A 16,091-nucleotide genomic window follows, 5' to 3' on the forward strand; every position below is an offset into this window, starting at 1 on the left:
CACATTATATCTACAGTATTGCATTAGTTTATCCCCTATACTTGAGTTAGAAGGTATGAATTGCATTTCCCCTTCGAAGATTCAAGTATATAAAAAAGTGGAGGAGATTAGAAAAATGAAAACAATTTTAGGAATTGTGTTAGCAGGGGTTTCCGTACTTAGTTTACTATTGGGGGTTGGTTATCCTCAACAAGTGCAGGCGCAAGAAAACACAAATAGCGCTGAACTTAACGGGGAGGCACCAAAGCTAGAATCAACAATTACAGGAACGAAAGAACCTAACATGAAAACATTTAACCAAACAGAATCTATTTCAGCCAAAAACACGTTTTCACTAACACCTGCACCATATCAAATTGGGAATACCAATGTTACCGGCACTTATTCTGCGACGGATTTAAGTAGCATCACCAAAGTCGTATTATTAGTCGATGGGGTCATTGTGAAAAATGGAGCTTTCAACCATACCACAGGCACTTTTCAAATTTATGCCACTGGTCTCATTACTGATGCTAGTCAAAAAGTCGAAGTTGCTTTGTTCAATCGAAATACAGAGTTAAAACGGGAAGCTGTATCTGTGACTGAACCACCTACCCATGACTACGTGATAACTCCTGCGCCGTATCAAATAGGAAATATCTCTGTTACTGGTACCTATTCTGGTACAAACCTCAATGCCATTACTAAAGCAGTACTGCTAGTTGATGGTGTTATCGTTAAAAATGGTGCTTTTAATCACATTACGAAAACATTCCAAATCTCGGCAGATGGTAATATTACAGATATCCATCGAAAAGTCGAAGTCGCTTTGTTTGAGGGAAATAAAGAGTTGACGCGATCATCCGTTTCCATTGTTAGCAACTATAATTTAGCAGTTTCTCCTTATCAACTAGGAGCTGAGTCTGTTATCGGCACCTATTCTGGTACTAATTTACACAACATTACTAGAGTTGCACTAGCAATTGATGGACTCCTTGTTAAAGAAGGGTCGCTAGATACCTCTACAAACACCTTTCAAATTCCTGTGACCAGTCTCATTACTAATTTGAATCAAAGAGCAGAGGTAATTATTTTTAATGGCAATACAGAATTAAAGCGCGCGTCCGTTCAAGTGATTGGAAATTATAATCTAATTGCTTCGCCTTATCGCGTTGGAAGTAGTTTCGTTACTGGAACTTATTCTGGCACTGGGCTTGATTTAATCACTAAGGTAGTACTGGCAGTTGATGGGGTTATCGTTAAGAACGGTACTTTCAATACTTCTACAAACACTTTCCAAATCTCTGCTAATGGTTTTATTACTAGTAGTACGCAAAAAGTAGAAGTGGTCTTGTTTAAAGGGAATATGGAATTAGGGCGAACAGAAGTTTCAGTTTCTAGCCCTGGTGACTATGGTATAGAAGCTTCACCATTCAAACTTGGCGGTTCATATGTTACTGGCACCTATTCCGGTACTGATTTAGATGCTATAACGAAAATCGTACTCTTAGTCGATGGCGTTATCGTACAAAATGGTGCGTTCAATCATACTGCGAAAACATTCCGAATCTATGCAAGTAATCGTATCACCAGTAGTAGCCAAACGGTTGAAGTTGCTATCTTTAGTGGAAGTAATGAATTGAAACGAACATCAGTAATAGTAAATGTCAATTAGCTAATGGTATCCAAAAAAATAGCTCATTCATGGGTGCATAGCTGCTCTCATGAATGGGCTATTTCTAATTTTAAAGAAAGATTGACTCATTATATTTGGAAAATCATGAAAACATAGTGGTTTTCATGCGCTTCTTATGATAAAGTGAAGAGAGAATTTTTGATTGGATGGTGACATTTCTTGCTCAAGCGTGTAACAATTTTTGCGGTAATTCAAGAGATTTTGATTTTCTTTATTATGTTGACGTTTTATTGGCAGGTTTCGCTGCTTTATTATATTAATGTGTCGTTTATTGTAGCGGCGATTGTATTTCTTGTTGGTCTGCTACTCTATGTGATGCAGTCAGGATTCTTTGATTTGATTCATTCGGGGATGCGCAAAGTGTTGAGACGGATGAAGCGTGAGGATGAGAATGAATTTGCGAATGTTCCTTTGTCAGAATTGATGCATGTTGGTTATGTAAGTTTATTGCTTAGTTCGCTGGCAGTGCTGGCTACAAGCTTTATTGCACTGGCTTTTTACTATTATTGACGAGTTCGTGATTTATTGATACTATTAAGTGGAATAGCAGTGAATGTGTTAGCAAAGAGAGTAGTATAGTTTAGCGGCGTTTCTTAGAGAGTCTGTGGTTGGTGGGAACAGATAACGTGCTTTTCTGGAATGGACTCTTTGGCATCATTTGTGAACAGTGAAGTAGCAAATGGCGGGTTAGACCGTTATCTCTAGAGATGTTGTTGCATCTCGCTAAGTGGCTCTGGAATGGAGTACTTAGGGTGGTACCGCGGATTTTAACGTTCGTCCCTATTTTGATGTAGGGATGGGCGTTTTTTTGTAGTTAATTGAAGGAGGAAATGATGATGAAAAAGACGATTTTTTCGGGAATTCAGCCGAGTGGTGATTTGACGTTAGGAAATTATATTGGGGCTTTGAAGCAGTTTGGACAGTTTCAGGAGGATTATAACTGTTTTTATTGTATCGTGGATGAGCATGCGATTACTGTGCCGCAGGACCGTTTGAAGTTACGCCAAAGCATTCGTAATTTAGCGGCGCTTTATTTGGCGGTTGGGCTTGATCCAGAGAAGTCAACATTGTTTATTCAGTCGGAAGTTCCGGCACATGCGCAGGCTGCTTGGATTTTGCAATGTAATGTGTATATTGGTGAATTGGAGCGGATGACGCAGTTTAAAGATAAGTCTTCTGGAAAAGCTGGAGTTAGCGCTGGCTTGTTGACGTACCCACCACTTATGGCTGCTGATATATTGTTATATCAAACGGATTTGGTTCCGGTTGGCGATGATCAGAAGCAACATATTGAGTTGACGCGTGATTTAGCGGAGCGTTTTAATAAGAAAAATGCAGACACGGATGTGTTTGTCGTTCCTGAGATTTATGTGCCAGAGCAAGGCGCGCGCGTGATGGCGTTGCAAGATCCTACTCGCAAAATGAGCAAGTCGGATGATAATAAAAAGAATGCGATTTTCTTGCTTGATCCGCCAAACGTGATTACGAAAAAAATTAAAAGTGCTGTGACGGATTCTTCGGGTATCGTGCAGTTTGATAAGGAAAATAAACCAGGAATCTCGAATTTGCTTGCGATTTATTCGGCTATGACTGGTGAATCAATCAAAGATTTGGAAGCGAAGTATGAAGGAAAAGGTTATGGCGATTTCAAATCGGACCTTGCAGAAGTTGTGGTTGGTGAACTTGCGCCAATTCAAGAGCGTTATGAGCACTTCTTAGCTTCTCCAGAATTAGATGACATTCTAGATCAAGGTGCTGAAAAAGCGGCACGTGTTGCGAATAAAACATTGAAGAAAATGGAAAACACGATTGGTCTTGGTCGCAAAAAAAGATAAGAAAATCCCGTCACGCTTTTAGGTTGCTCGCGTGACGGGATTTTTTTATTTAAATAATATTTAATTCTACTTCGATATTGCCGCGAGTTGCTTTGGAGTACGGGCATACTTGGTGCGCTGTTTCAACGAGTTGTTGCGCCGTTTCTGGATCAACGCCTTCGATGTGTACGCTTAGAACAACACCAATTTTGAAGCCATTATCTTCTGGATCGCTATATAATGATACAGTTCCTTCGACAGTGCTTGCTGCTTCGATTTTTTGTTTGGACATAACAAGTTCTAATGCGCTATTGAAACATGCCGAGTAACCTGCTGCGAAAAGTTGTTCTGGGTTTGAGCCTGAACCGCCCTCTCCGCCTAGTTCTTTCGGTGAAGCGATGTCTTGGAAAAAGATATTGTCTGGAGAGTGTACTTCTCCTTTACGTCCGCCGGTATTAATAACTGTTGTTTCATACAATTTTTTCATTTTTAGTTCCTCCATTATTTTCTTGAATTTTGGTCGTTAGTTCTTTCATTCCCGTTAATAGTTGAAAGTATGCTTCTTCGGTGAATGATAATTTGGAAATGCAGTCTGCTACGTTTGTCAATACGCCGTCTTTCATGGCGATTGCTTTGTCTGTCAGTTCAATGTAAACTTTGCGTTCGTCGGCTTTACTACGTGTTCGTTTGATGAGCGACATCGTCTCCATGCGTTTAAGCATTGGCGTTAAAGTGCCGCTGTCTAAGGCGAGATGCGTGCCTAGTTCTTTTACTAAAAGCTTCGGTTCTTCCCAAAGCACTAGTAAAACTAAGTATTGTGGATAGGTGAGCTCGAAAGGTTCTAGCGCCTGTCGGTAAAATTTCGTGAATTCTCGTGAGGCGGTGTAGATGGAAAAACATAATTGTTCGTCTAGGATTCTTTTTTGGCTTGCCATCGTTCTTTCCTCCTAATTGATTTGTGCACAATTTAATTGTAAGCTATATTTTTAAAGAAAGCTATTTTTCTGCTCAAAAAAAGAGATATCACCAGAATCGGGACATCTCTTTTTGTTATTATTGATATTTTTTAAATACTAATGTGGCGTTATGTCCGCCGAAACCGAATGAGTTAGACATTGCTATGTCTACGTTCATTTCGCGGGCTTCGTTTGGTACATAGTCTAAGTCGCATACTGGGTCTGGATTTTTTAGGTGAATTGTTGGTGGGACAATGCTGTCGCGGATTGCTAAGACACTGAAAATCGCTTCGATTCCGCCTGATGCACCTAGTGTGTGGCCTGTCATTGATTTGGTAGAGCTGATTGCTAGCTTAGGAGCAACGTCGCCGAATACGGTTTTGATGGCTTGTGTTTCGTAGTCATCGTTGTATGGCGTACTTGTTCCGTGGGCATTAATGTAATCTACGTTTTCTACTGCAATGTCAGCGTCATTTAACGCCATTTGCATAGAGCGGGCTGCACCTTCGCCACCTGGAGCTGGAGCTGTAATATGATACGCGTCACCGGTTGCGCCGTAGCCAACCACTTCAGCATAAATTTTAGCACCGCGGGCTTTGGCGTGTTCTAGTTCTTCTAAAATGAAGATTCCCGCGCCTTCTCCGATGATAAAACCGTCACGGTCAGCGTCGAATGGACGACATGCCGTTTCTGGATCTGGATTTAAGGATAATGCTTTATTCGCAACGAATCCTGCTACGGACATTTTTGTGATTGGGGCTTCTGCGCCACCAGTAATCATCACGTCAGCGTCGCCGCGTTGGATGACTTTGAATGCGTCTCCGATTGAGTTCGTCGCTGTGGCACATGCTGTTACGGTCGCCGAGTTAATGCCTTTTGCGCCGAAACGGATGGATACTTGACCACTCGCCATGTCAGGAATCATCATTGGTACGAAAAACGGACTAACACGACGATGACCGCGATTTAAAAAGGTATCATATTGTGTTTCGAATGTTTCCATACCGCCAATTCCTGAGCCAATCCAAACACCGACACGTTCTGCGTTTGAATCGTCAATTGTTAAACCTGAATCGGCAACCGCCATATCCGCACTTGCGATGGCGTAATGCGTGAAGCGGTCCATTTTGCGAGCTTCTTTCTTTTCAAGGTATTGCTCAATATCGAAATCCTTTACTTCCGCAGCGATTTTCACTGGGTAGTCGTCTGGATTAAGTCGTGTAAGTTCTCCGACACCATTCACACCTTTTTTTGCGTTCTCCCAAGCTGTATTAGCGTCATTCCCTATTGGTGTAACGGCACCGACTCCCGTTACTACAACACGTTTCTTCTCCATTATTTCATCTCCTGTTCTCATAAAAATAAACTTCTGTTCGCGTACAACAGTAGCTAAACTTGCTAAAAATGCAATTTCTCATAACAAAAAAATATAAAGACAAACTCATTATATCATAAATAATACACGATTTCCCGAAAATTCCTAAAGAGAAAGCGTTACCTGAAACAAAACATCGTTCGCTCCAGGCTTATTCACGCTTTTATTTACCCCATTTAATAACTAGCGCGCCCCATGTTAAGCCAGCGCCAAAACCTACTAATAGTAAGTTATCATCATCGTTAATGCGGCCTTCTTCTACAGCGTCTACTAATGCTAAAACAATCGATGACGCAGATGTATTGCCGTATTTATGCACAGTTTTCATTAGTTTTTCTTCTGGTAGTTCTAGACGTTCGCGTGATGCTTCCATGATGCGGATGTTTGCTTGGTGTGGGATGAGTAAGTCTAAATCATCTTTGGCGATTCCTGATTTTTCAAGAACGCGTAAAGAAGCGTCTCCCATTTGACGAACTGCAAAGCGGAAAACTTCGCGGCCGTTCATATATAATTTGCGCTTTTCGTTTAGGTTTAAATGTTTGCCGCCTGAACCGTCTGAGCCAAGGTCAAACGCTAATAAGCCGCGACCATCAGAAACTGGTCCCATCACGATTGCTCCGGCGCCATCTCCGAAAAGAACGGCTGTGCTACGGTCTTCCCAATCTGTGATTTTGGATAATTTGTCAGCGCCGATAACGACGATGTTTTTGTATGCGCCTGTTTGGATGAATTGGGCTGCTGTTACTGTGCCGTAAGTGAAGCCAGCACATGCTGCGCCTAAGTCCATTGCTGCGGCGTTTTTTGCGCCTAGGCGGTCTTGTATTATATTTCCGACAGATGGGAAATTGGATTCTTGTGTTACGGTTGCTACGATAAATAAATCGATGTCTTCTGGTGTGAGACCAGCGTTTTCGATTGCGGCTTTGGCTGCTTCGTACGCCATATCGTGTACGTATTCGTCCTCACGTGCGATGCGACGTTCTTGGATGCCTGTTCTTGTGCGAATCCACTCGTCGGATGTATCCATCATTTTTTCTAAATCTGCGTTTGTTAGGACGCGTTCTGGTACGTATTTGCCAACACCTAAAATACCTGCATTCATTTTGTATTCCTCCAAGAAAATAATAGTTTGAGCTTGTTTGGGAGCTCTGGTATAGATAAAATTGATACGGATAGATGAATAAGTAGTGCGAGAATCTGTTTTTTCGTGTTTTTTTCTTTGCCTGGCTTTTTTGGTCAATCTAGCCTCACGCGCTAGCTCCTCGGAAATAGTGGTCTAAACGGCAAAAGCCAAAGTGACGGCTTTCACCGCTTAGACCACTATTTCTGTCGGGGCTGGACGAGCGCGTTCGGCTTTTTTTATTACCTGGTCCTAATTCTAACAGACAATCCCTATTTCCACAACCAAATTATCCTTAGGTTGGGGAATAAATATTGGTTTAATTGTTTTATTTGTGCTAGAATAACAGAAGGAATCCTTGAATGGAGGTGTTGTGTCATGCGTTATATCGTGACCTTTTTCTGGGTGTTTATTTTGGCGCAAATGTCTGAATATGTTGCTGCGTCTGTTATTGCAACAACGTATGATTTCACCATGGGTACTATTATGGCGGTCGCTATTTCGATTGCGATTTTCTTAATCCCTGTACTGATGCCAAAAGAAAGCGAAACTTACGATATCAAATAAAGAAAGTGGCTATAAGCATGTGTTGATCTTTGGATTGGCAAGTGTTTAGCCGCTTTTTTTATGTTATAATATGCGCGAAAGAGGTGTTTGGACTTGAAAGAAAATATATATGATAACCCTACTTTCTTTGAGCAGTATAGCAAGATGAATCGCTCTGTGGAAGGTTTAAAAGGTGCTGGAGAATGGCATGAATTCCAGAAAATGATGCCCGATTTTCATGGTAAACGGGTGCTCGACTTAGGCTGTGGTTTTGGTTGGCATTGCCTGTACGCTGTGGAAAATGGGGCAGCGTCTGCGGTTGGTGTCGATATTTCTGAGAAAATGTTGACGGAAGCCCGTAAAAAGACTGACTCACCAAAAATTAACTATGTACAGCAAGCGCTTGAGGATATTGAGTTTGAAGCGGATAGTTTTGATGTGGTGCTTAGTTCGCTTGCGCTTCATTATGTGGCATCGTTTGAGACGATTTGTTCGAAGGTGAACCAGTGTTTAGTTAGTGGTGGTGCGTTTGTGTTTTCGGTGGAGCATCCTGTTTTTACAGCGCAAGGCACGCAGGACTGGTATTATGATGCGGATGGAAACAAGTTGCATTGGCCTGTGGACAAGTATTTCACGGAAGGTTTGCGGACGGCGAATTTTCTTGGGGAAGATGTGACGAAGTACCACAAAACATTGACGACTTATGTGAATACGCTGCTGGAAACTGGGTTCGAGCTTGTGAAATTAGTAGAACCAGAACCGGACGCGGCGATGTTAAACAGTCACCCGGATATGCCTGATGAATTGCGTAGACCAATGATGCTACTCGTGTCTGCTCGGAAAAAATAAGAATGCAAAAAACGATTGAGCGTCCAAATTTGGATTTTCAATCGTTTTTTATGTTTATTCACCTAAGTAATACTTATTGGTAGGTTTCAAGTCTTCGTCTAGTTCATAAACTAGCGGGACACCTGTTGGGATTTCTAGTTCCATGATGTCATCGTCGCTGATGTCTTCGAGAAATTTCACTAAAGCACGCAAACTATTGCCGTGTGCTGCGATAACGACGCGTTTACCGCTTTTGATTTCTGGGGCAATCGTGTCCATCCAATACGGGATGACGCGTTCTAATGTGACTTTTAAGTTCTCGCCTCTTGGAATAGCGCTTGTGTCTAGAAGTTGGTAGCGGCGATCGTTTTTAGCTAAGCGTTCGTCGTTGTCTTCTAGTAATGGTGGCAATGTATCGTAGCTACGACGCCATAATTGCACTTGGTCAGCGCCATATTTATCGGCCGTTTCTTGTTTATTAAGACCTTGAAGCGCGCCGTAATGACGTTCATTTAAACGCCATGATTTGTGAACGGGAACCCATAATTGCTCGGAACCTTCTAACGTGTAATCCAACGTTTTAATCGCGCGGGTTAGGACAGATGTGAAGGCAACATCGAATTCTAGACCCGCTTCTTTAACTAGCTGCCCTGCTCGTTTAGCCTCCTCGACACCTTCTTCCGACAAGTCGACATCGTGCCAGCCGGTGAATAAGTTCAGTTTGTTCCATTCGCTTTGTCCATGACGAATCAATACTAATTTCATTTCTTTCATCCTCTCCACGTTTCAATTTCATACACTAACAATTTTCCCTACTTCTCTAAGTATAAAACGCTTTGCCTAGAAAATCTAATCTAAACACGAACTATAGACAAACTATATTTTAAATAAAAACCTGTCCGTGCCTCCAAACCTCAGCGTGTCGACAAATGCCCAGGTTCTAGGCATGGACTAACCCTTCACTTCGTTCACGCTTATATTGGAACTGTAACTCGTTACACGTCGAACAGTTCCAACAAAGCGGAGCGTACTTGGGTACGTTGACTGAAAACAGGGAGAGAGTCGTATCCTCGACCATGTGAGAAGTTATGCGTAGCGCAGCGTAGAAGAGCATCGGAACGGAGCTTTTAACGACGAAGATGGACGTTTGTCGACACGCTGAGACCAAAGCATTCTTTTATTCGGTTATATCAAATTGGAAACTATTGTCCTGCAATGTAATCGCGACTTTGGAATGTGGCATGATTTTTCCAGCTACGATTTCGCGGGCAAGTGGTGTTTCGATTTGGCGTGTAATGTAGCGTTTCAGTGGACGCGCTCCGTAAACTGGATCATACGCTTCTTCGGCAATATAACGTTTCGCATCGTCTGTCATCGTAATCGCAATTTCTTGGCTTGCAAGACGAACTTCCAATTCCGCAACCACTTTTTCAACGATGCCTTTAATGTTTTCCAGTGTTAGCGGTTTGAAGAGAATGATGTCATCCACACGGTTTAAAAACTCCGGCTTGAATGAAGCTTGCAAAACTTCCAGCACGTCTTCTTCTAGTTTCTCAGAAATTTCGCCGTCTACCGTCCGTTCCAGCAACATCGTAGAGCCAATGTTAGACGTCATAATGATGACCGTGTTTTTAAAATCAATCAGGCGACCTTGAGAATCCGTGATACGTCCGTCGTCTAAAACTTGAAGTAAAATATTGAAAACATCAGGATGCGCTTTTTCAATTTCGTCTAGCAAAATGATGGAGTACGGGTTGCGGCGAACCGCTTCGGTTAACTGGCCGCCCTCTTCATATCCAACATAGCCTGGAGGTGCGCCGACAAGTCTTGATACGGCGTGCTTTTCCATGTATTCGGACATATCAATGCGAATCATATGATCTTCGGAGTCAAAAAGATTGAATGCGAGTGCTTTTGCCAGTTCGGTTTTTCCGACACCGGTTGGGCCTAGGAAAATGAAAGAACCAATCGGGCGGCGCGGATCTTTGATACCTGCACGAGCCCTGATAACAGCGTCGCTTACTAGTTCTACCGCATTTTCTTGTCCGATGACTTTTTCTCGGAGTGATTCGGCGAGTTTTAGTAGTTTTTCGCGTTCGCCTTCGACTAATTTGCTGACTGGAATACCTGTCCAACGGCCAACGATGTCTGCGATTTCGTTCTCGGTTACTTCTTCTTGCAACAAGCGGTCTTCGTTTGCTGTTTTTTCGCGGTTTTCTGCTTCTAGTTCGGCAAGATGTTTCTCCGCTTCTGGAATACGGCCATGACGCAACTCTGCGGCTTTGTTTAGGTCGTAATTGTTCTCTGCTTCTTCTAGTTCGTGGCGCAAATGATCGATTTGTTCGCGGACTTCGCGGATATTGCTGATTTCGCTTTTTTCCGATTCCCATTTCGATTTCATTTTGTTTGCTTCTTCTTTGTAATCAGCCAATTCTTTTTGTAGCATTTCAAGGCGTCGTTCGCTGGCTGGATCTTTTTCTTCTTTTAGCGCTGCTTCTTCGATTTCTAACTGCATCACTTTACGCGTCACTTCGTCCAGTTCGCTTGGCATTGAATCGATTTCCACGCGGATTGTGGCGCAAGCTTCATCGACAAGGTCAATCGCTTTATCTGGCAAAAATCGGTCGGTGATGTAGCGGTTTGACAAACTCGCCGCTGCGACAAGCGCGTTATCGTGAATATTGACCCCATGATGAATTTCAAAACGTTCTTTTAGTCCGCGCAAAATGGAAACTGTGTCTTCCACGGTTGGCTCCGGAACAAGGACTTTTTGGAAACGTCGTTCTAGGGCTGGGTCTTTTTCGATGTATTGGCGGTATTCGTCCAATGTCGTTGCGCCGATACAATGAAGTTCGCCGCGGGCAAGCATCGGTTTTAACATATTACCTGCGTCCATGGCACCGTCTGTTTTTCCAGCGCCGACAATCGTATGAATTTCGTCGATGAACAGCAAAATTTCGCCGTCGCTATCTTTTACTTCTTGCAAAACAGCCTTTAGACGTTCTTCAAATTCACCGCGATATTTCGCACCTGCGATGAGTGAACCGATATCTAGTGAAATAATCGTCTTATCTTTTAGTCCTTCAGGAACGTCTTTACGCACGATACGTTGAGCTAAACCTTCAACGATAGCCGTTTTACCAACACCTGGTTCGCCGATTAGGACTGGGTTATTTTTTGTTTTCCGTGATAATATCCGGATGACATTGCGAATTTCTGTGTCGCGTCCGATGACTGGATCGATTTTCCCAGCGCGGACTTCGGCTACTAAATCGCGGCCGTATTTTAGTAATGCTTCATATTGTTCTTCTGCGTTTTGTGATGTCACTCGTTTTCCTCCTCTGATTTGTAGAATGGCTTCATTTAATTGTTTTTTCGGAATCCCAATTGCTTCTGTAATCGGGCTTTTTTTCTGATTCATAATCGCTAGTAATAAATGTTCGGTCGATACGTAGTCGTCTTCAAGCGTTTGACGCTCTTTTTCTGCGTCGCGCATGAGTTCGTATAAAGCTGGGCTCATCGCTTGGCCGTATTGCACATTGCTTCCCGTTACGCTCGGCAACTTCTCTATTTCGGTTTCTACGACGCGAAGTAAGTGTTTCGCATCCACACCCGCCACTTCGTACACCCGTTTTGTAAAATCGCTATGTGTTAAAAGTGCGGCAAACACATGTAGCGTGTCAATTTGTTGTTGCTGGCCGTCTACAGCCAGTTGTTGTGCCGACGCAATCGTTTCTTGGACTTGTTGTGTAAATTTCTGCATTTCCATAAAAATGATGCACCTCATTTCTTGATTTTCTTTTTATTATAGGTCTCTTTGTTTCAAATAACCTCCGCTTTAAGATGGAGTTTTTTCTAATCTGACCTTTTTTGACCATATAGTTATTATAGTACTTTCTCCTAATTTTGTCCAAAGAAAAACATCTGCGAATTTAAATCGTCATACTGCGTGATTTCTAGTATAATGAAGACAAGATGAGCAACTAAGGAGGGCAAAAGCATGGTGAAAAAAGACGGTTATACGATTCAATTGGAAAACATTCATTATTTAGCGCCGACGACAAACAGTGGCACGACAATCTTTTTCGTTTTGGAAGGGGAACTTCGAGTTACTTCGGCTGGTCAGACGTTTTTGTTACAGGAGAGCGATTTAATTGTGATCAATCATCAGCAACATTATTCGATTCGTGGTGTGACGCCTAATATTGTGATGAAATTGCAGATTACTGGACCGTTTTTCGCGTTGTATTATCCAGCTTATTTTCAGTATTCTTTCGATTGTTTCTCAAGTGGGCTTGATACGGGGCGCGAGAAGATGGTGACTTTGTTGCGCAAAAACTTGGCGAATATGATGATTGCGACGGCGAATGGGTTGGAAAATAGTGTTTTGGAGTCACAAAGTGCGCTTTTTCAAATGATGTTGTTGCTGACTCGCTTTTTCAAAAATGAGCATGTTTCAGAAGATAAATTGGCGGTTCATGATACGCGGATTACACGGATTATTCAGCAGTTGGAGCAACAGTTTGATGAGCCGATTACGTTGCAAAGTATCGCGGAACAGGAATATTTATCGGTTGCCTATTTGTCTCGTTATTTTAAAAAGATGACTGGTCTTGGCTTTTTGCAATATTTGACCCATATTCGTTTGGAACACAGTTTGGAAGATTTGTGTTATAGTTCCGCCACGATTTCACAAATTGCCCAGAAAAACGGTTTTTCTTCTTCTAAAAATTTCACGACTTCTTTTAAAACGTATTACGGCAAGTCCCCTGCTTCTTATCGTCGGGATTTCCTTGCTGCGCCGCAAGCTTTGGACAAACAGCAGACACCGATTCCTGAAGTAACGCCGATTAAGCCGTCTCCTGCTGTGTTAGTGAAGCTTTCGCATTATCGGCAAGATGCTGAGAAAGTGAGCTTTATGAATGAGATTCCGTTTGAGCAAAAACAGATTGCCATTTCGCTTGGAAAACAAGAAACGATTCCTCGGCCATTACATATTTTGACGATTGTGGAATTGAAGGAAGTGCTGCATCATAATGTGCAAACCCAGATTGAGACGGCCGCGGCAGAGCTTCGTGTGCGCTATGTTGGCATTCGCCATTTAATCTTCGGCTCCACATTGCTTTCGGAAAAAGAAACAGATGAAACGATGCCGACTTCTTCCCCGTATGCCAACGCTTCTTTGGCGATTGATTACTTGAAAAAGCTTGGTATCAGCTTGTTTATTCGCGTGGAGTATCAGGATATTTCGAGTGACGAGACGCTTTATTTTGAAAAACTGACACAGTTTATGCAGTATATGATTCAAGTGTACGGGTCGCCTTATGTGAAGACGTGGTACTTTATGTATTATGAGCCGTACAATACGGTTGCTTCACGGAAGGAATTGCAACGGGTGTATTTGAAATTACGCGACGTGATTAAGAGTTTCCATGCGTCGATTCAGGTTGGAAGTTATTTGCCGTTTTCTGAGAGACGGGAAACGCCGCTTGCGAATCATGAGTGGATTTTACAGAATCGGGATGCGGTAGACTTTATTGGCTTTAATGCGAACCAAAATGAAGCGGTCGATTTTACGAAAAGTGCGCAGAAAGACTTCATTATTACGAAAGATTATGTTTTGTCGAAAACGCAGAAATTGAAGCGGTATTTGAAGGAAAACCGGTGGGATAAGCCTTTGATGTTGACGAATTGGAACACGTTGACGGGAAACACCCGGTATACGAATGGGACATTTTTTAGAGGGGCGCTTATTTTTCAGACGGTTTTGGCGGTTAGTTCGGAGGTTGCGGGGCTTGGTTTTTGGATTAATACGGAGCTGCATGAAGAGGATTTGAGTGGACGCAATATCCGGTTGGATGGATTGGAATTGTTTCATTTTTTCAATGGGAAGCGGCCGGCGTATTTTTCGCTTAAATTTAAGGAACGGTTACGTGGGAAAATTGTGGCGCGTGGCGAGCATTTTGTGATGACGGAAAATGAGGATGGGTACCAGCTCGTATTGTTGAATTGTACGAACATGAACCCGCTCTACTCGGTGGAAGACTCGTTTTTGCGGGATTATCGTAAGGAGTTTCATGTGCAGTTGGACGGGCTCGTGCCAGGGGAATATCAGTTGCGCAAGTTCCAGTTCGACCGTGAGAATGGTGCGCTTTATTCGAAGTATTGGCAGTTGAATAGTAAGCACGGACTCGATTCGGAAATTATGGATTACATTGTGCAAGATGCGCAGCCGACGCTTTCGGTGAGTGATGAATTAATTACGGAGAATTGGTCATTTTACGCGTATTTGGATGTGAATGCGATTCAGTTTTATGAATTTAGGCGGACATTGTAGAAAATAAACGCCAAATAAAGCCGAGGACTGCCTTACCAATTAAAACGGGTAAGACGTAGACTCGGCTTTATACAAATCGAGCAGTTGCGGTCGATTTACTTTAGTTATGCACCCAACCTGTCTTTTTTCATATTGGGCATTAGTCCAACAAACACCGCGGTAATGATAGATACGACGGCGATTGCGGTAAAGACGCTTTCGTATGTGCCGAATTTGCCGACGAGATTCGCGACAAGCATTGGTGCGAAAACGCCGCCCAGTGTTGCGCCTGTGTTGATGATGCCAACACCTGTTCCGACGATGGATTCATGTAGTCGTTTTAATGGTAAGGTGAACATCGTGGAGAAAATCATGACGGAACACAAGTAGCTAAGGAAAAGCCAGAATGTGGCGCCCGCGATGTTTTCTGTACGGTAAACAAGTATTGCTGCCACGGCTGATATGACTGCCAAAACAAAGATGACGCGTTTTTCGCGGTGCTGGAAATAACGGCCAACGATGAAGGCTGTTCCGAAACTTCCGAGCAAGCTTCCAAGTCCGGCGATAGCTACGATGATAGAGCTAGTAACCAGAGATACGCCGCGTTCGTCTACAAAATATGTCGGCATCCAGTTCGCGACAGTGTACAGCGCAATATTTATGCTACACATCGCGATAAATAGTAAAATCACAACGGGATTCGTTAATACTTTTAAAAATGGTGTGGCTGGTGTATCACTTTTTTGTGCTGTTTTTTGTTTTTCTTTATGTGTGTTTGGCAATTTCCAAATGACGAGGATTAATGCCAAAACGAAAATAAATGCAATGCAGAATACCGCGCCTCGCCAGCCGAATTGGGCAATGATAATCGGGATTAGTAGCGGTCCGATGATTGAGGCGATGCCGGATGTGGAGATTAAAATGGATTGCGCCCAGGTTCGTTTTTCCATAGGATAAGTGTCGGTTACGGTTCTAGCGGATGATGTTGGGTAGCCTGCGTGTCCGATTCCTGCGAAGAAGCGTGCTGCGACAAGTGCGATTAATGTTGATGCAGAGCCAAAAACAATGGATGCAACGGTAATTATAGACAGTGAAATAATTAATACAAACTTAGATCCTAGCTTATCATTTAAATAGCCAAACGGAATTTGCATAATCGAATAACCGATGAAAAAAGCAGAGAATATGTAGCTTTTCTCGTCAATGCTCAGATGTAGTTGTTCAGCAAGTGGTACTGCGATGACGCCAATGACTAACTTGTCAATGTAAATCGCGATGTAACCTAGAAACAATATTGGCAAAATGACCTTCCCTTGTTGTTCAGTTTTCATGACTTCTCCTCCGTTTTTTGTAATCAATGTTTTGAGGGAACATTTTAATATAGCGCTTACAATCATTATAACACCCTGATTCCGCAGAGCAAGAAATTATCTAAAAATTTAAAATTATGTCATAAATACT

General features: G+C 42.6%; 13 protein-coding genes and 1 other annotated feature. Of the genes, 6 read left to right on the forward strand and 7 right to left on the reverse strand.

The window, feature by feature from the left end; all coding sequences use genetic code 11:
- The first annotated feature begins 115 nt into the window (after positions 1 to 115).
- The 3 genes from EP57_RS00260 to trpS all read left to right on the forward strand — a co-directional run bounded on the left by EP57_RS00260 (position 116) and on the right by trpS (position 3,510).
- Complete coding sequence (locus EP57_RS00260) at positions 116 to 1,654, forward strand: immunoglobulin-like domain-containing protein (RefSeq protein WP_036083042.1); 1,539 nt, start codon at positions 116 to 118, stop codon at positions 1,652 to 1,654.
- Between the two features lie 180 nt (positions 1,655 to 1,834).
- Complete coding sequence (locus tag EP57_RS00265; RefSeq protein ID WP_036083044.1) at positions 1,835 to 2,185, forward strand: DUF3899 domain-containing protein; 351 nt, start codon at positions 1,835 to 1,837, stop codon at positions 2,183 to 2,185.
- Positions 2,186 to 2,226: 41 nt separating this feature from the next.
- Positions 2,227 to 2,460: a binding site (T-box leader), on the forward strand.
- A 51-nt stretch (positions 2,461 to 2,511) separates the two neighbouring features.
- The gene (trpS, locus tag EP57_RS00270) at positions 2,512 to 3,510 is read left to right on the forward strand and encodes a tryptophan--tRNA ligase (protein ID WP_036083046.1); all 999 of its coding nucleotides are present in this window, start codon (positions 2,512 to 2,514) and stop codon (positions 3,508 to 3,510) included.
- 49 nt (positions 3,511 to 3,559) lie between these two features.
- Here the strand turns inward: trpS and EP57_RS00275 are convergent, their stop codons facing one another.
- The 4 genes from EP57_RS00275 to EP57_RS00290 all read right to left on the reverse strand — a co-directional run bounded on the left by EP57_RS00275 (position 3,560) and on the right by EP57_RS00290 (position 6,922).
- Positions 3,560 to 3,976 carry an organic hydroperoxide resistance protein gene (locus EP57_RS00275; protein ID WP_036083047.1) on the reverse strand — a complete coding sequence of 139 codons (417 nt, stop codon included), beginning with the start codon at positions 3,974 to 3,976 and terminating at the stop codon, positions 3,560 to 3,562.
- Positions 3,960 to 4,424 (reverse strand): MarR family winged helix-turn-helix transcriptional regulator, encoded by a 465-nt coding sequence (locus EP57_RS00280; RefSeq protein WP_036083050.1) that lies wholly within the window; start codon positions 4,422 to 4,424, stop codon positions 3,960 to 3,962. The genes EP57_RS00275 and EP57_RS00280 overlap by 17 nt, the downstream gene beginning before the upstream one ends.
- A 118-nt stretch (positions 4,425 to 4,542) precedes the next feature.
- Positions 4,543 to 5,781: a beta-ketoacyl-ACP synthase II gene (gene fabF / locus EP57_RS00285; RefSeq protein WP_036083052.1), complete on the reverse strand. Its 1,239-nt coding sequence runs from the start codon at positions 5,779 to 5,781 to the stop codon at positions 4,543 to 4,545.
- A gap of 202 nt (positions 5,782 to 5,983) precedes the next feature.
- A complete protein-coding gene (locus EP57_RS00290; RefSeq protein ID WP_036083053.1) occupies positions 5,984 to 6,922 on the reverse strand; it encodes a beta-ketoacyl-ACP synthase III in 939 nt (312 codons plus the stop codon).
- Between the two features lie 396 nt (positions 6,923 to 7,318).
- Between EP57_RS00290 and EP57_RS00295 the strand changes: the two genes are divergently transcribed.
- Together EP57_RS00295 and EP57_RS00300 are read left to right on the forward strand one after the other, a co-directional pair.
- On the forward strand, positions 7,319 to 7,507 hold the full coding sequence (locus tag EP57_RS00295) for a YjzD family protein (RefSeq protein WP_036083055.1): 189 nt from the start codon (positions 7,319 to 7,321) through the stop codon (positions 7,505 to 7,507).
- 93 nt (positions 7,508 to 7,600) lie between these two features.
- Positions 7,601 to 8,335 (forward strand): class I SAM-dependent methyltransferase, encoded by a 735-nt coding sequence (locus EP57_RS00300; RefSeq protein WP_036083057.1) that lies wholly within the window; start codon positions 7,601 to 7,603, stop codon positions 8,333 to 8,335.
- Between the two features lie 54 nt (positions 8,336 to 8,389).
- Here the strand turns inward: EP57_RS00300 and gpmA are convergent, their stop codons facing one another.
- Both gpmA and clpB read right to left on the reverse strand, forming a co-directional pair.
- Positions 8,390 to 9,079 carry a 2,3-diphosphoglycerate-dependent phosphoglycerate mutase gene (gpmA, locus tag EP57_RS00305; protein ID WP_036083187.1) on the reverse strand — a complete coding sequence of 230 codons (690 nt, stop codon included), beginning with the start codon at positions 9,077 to 9,079 and terminating at the stop codon, positions 8,390 to 8,392.
- A 412-nt stretch (positions 9,080 to 9,491) separates the two neighbouring features.
- A complete protein-coding gene (gene clpB, locus EP57_RS00310) occupies positions 9,492 to 12,083 on the reverse strand; it encodes an ATP-dependent chaperone ClpB (protein WP_036083059.1) in 2,592 nt (863 codons plus the stop codon).
- Positions 12,084 to 12,314: 231 nt separating this feature from the next.
- On the opposite strand from clpB, the gene EP57_RS00315 reads away from it, so the two are divergent.
- Complete coding sequence (locus EP57_RS00315) at positions 12,315 to 14,651, forward strand: helix-turn-helix domain-containing protein (protein WP_036083060.1); 2,337 nt, start codon at positions 12,315 to 12,317, stop codon at positions 14,649 to 14,651.
- A 104-nt stretch (positions 14,652 to 14,755) separates the two neighbouring features.
- On the opposite strand, the gene EP57_RS00320 is transcribed toward EP57_RS00315, so the two are convergent.
- Positions 14,756 to 15,961 (reverse strand): MFS transporter, encoded by a 1,206-nt coding sequence (locus tag EP57_RS00320; RefSeq protein WP_036083062.1) that lies wholly within the window; start codon positions 15,959 to 15,961, stop codon positions 14,756 to 14,758.
- Positions 15,962 to 16,091 lie beyond the last annotated feature (130 nt).

Origin of the sequence: Listeria booriae, from assembly GCF_000766865.1 — a bacterium.
Taxonomy (GTDB): Bacteria; Bacillota; Bacilli; order Lactobacillales; family Listeriaceae; genus Listeria_A; species Listeria_A booriae.

Bases quoted from the DNA above. Each gene is read 5' to 3' on its own strand.
- EP57_RS00260 (WP_036083042.1), top strand. From the start codon at position 116: ATGAAAACAATTTTAGGAATTGTGTTAGCAGGGGTTTCCGTACTTAGT.
- trpS (WP_036083046.1), top strand. From the start codon at position 2,512: ATGAAAAAGACGATTTTTTCGGGAATTCAGCCGAGTGGTGATTTGACG.
- EP57_RS00275 (WP_036083047.1), bottom strand. From the start codon at position 3,976: ATGAAAAAATTGTATGAAACAACAGTTATTAATACCGGCGGACGTAAA.
- EP57_RS00280 (WP_036083050.1), bottom strand. From the start codon at position 4,424: ATGGCAAGCCAAAAAAGAATCCTAGACGAACAATTATGTTTTTCCATC.
- fabF (WP_036083052.1), bottom strand. From the start codon at position 5,781: ATGGAGAAGAAACGTGTTGTAGTAACGGGAGTCGGTGCCGTTACACCA.
- EP57_RS00290 (WP_036083053.1), bottom strand. From the start codon at position 6,922: ATGAATGCAGGTATTTTAGGTGTTGGCAAATACGTACCAGAACGCGTC.
- EP57_RS00295 (WP_036083055.1), top strand. From the start codon at position 7,319: ATGCGTTATATCGTGACCTTTTTCTGGGTGTTTATTTTGGCGCAAATG.
- gpmA (WP_036083187.1), bottom strand. From the start codon at position 9,079: ATGAAATTAGTATTGATTCGTCATGGACAAAGCGAATGGAACAAACTG.
- clpB (WP_036083059.1), bottom strand. From the start codon at position 12,083: ATGGAAATGCAGAAATTTACACAACAAGTCCAAGAAACGATTGCGTCG.
- EP57_RS00315 (WP_036083060.1), top strand. From the start codon at position 12,315: ATGGTGAAAAAAGACGGTTATACGATTCAATTGGAAAACATTCATTAT.
- EP57_RS00320 (WP_036083062.1), bottom strand. From the start codon at position 15,961: ATGAAAACTGAACAACAAGGGAAGGTCATTTTGCCAATATTGTTTCTA.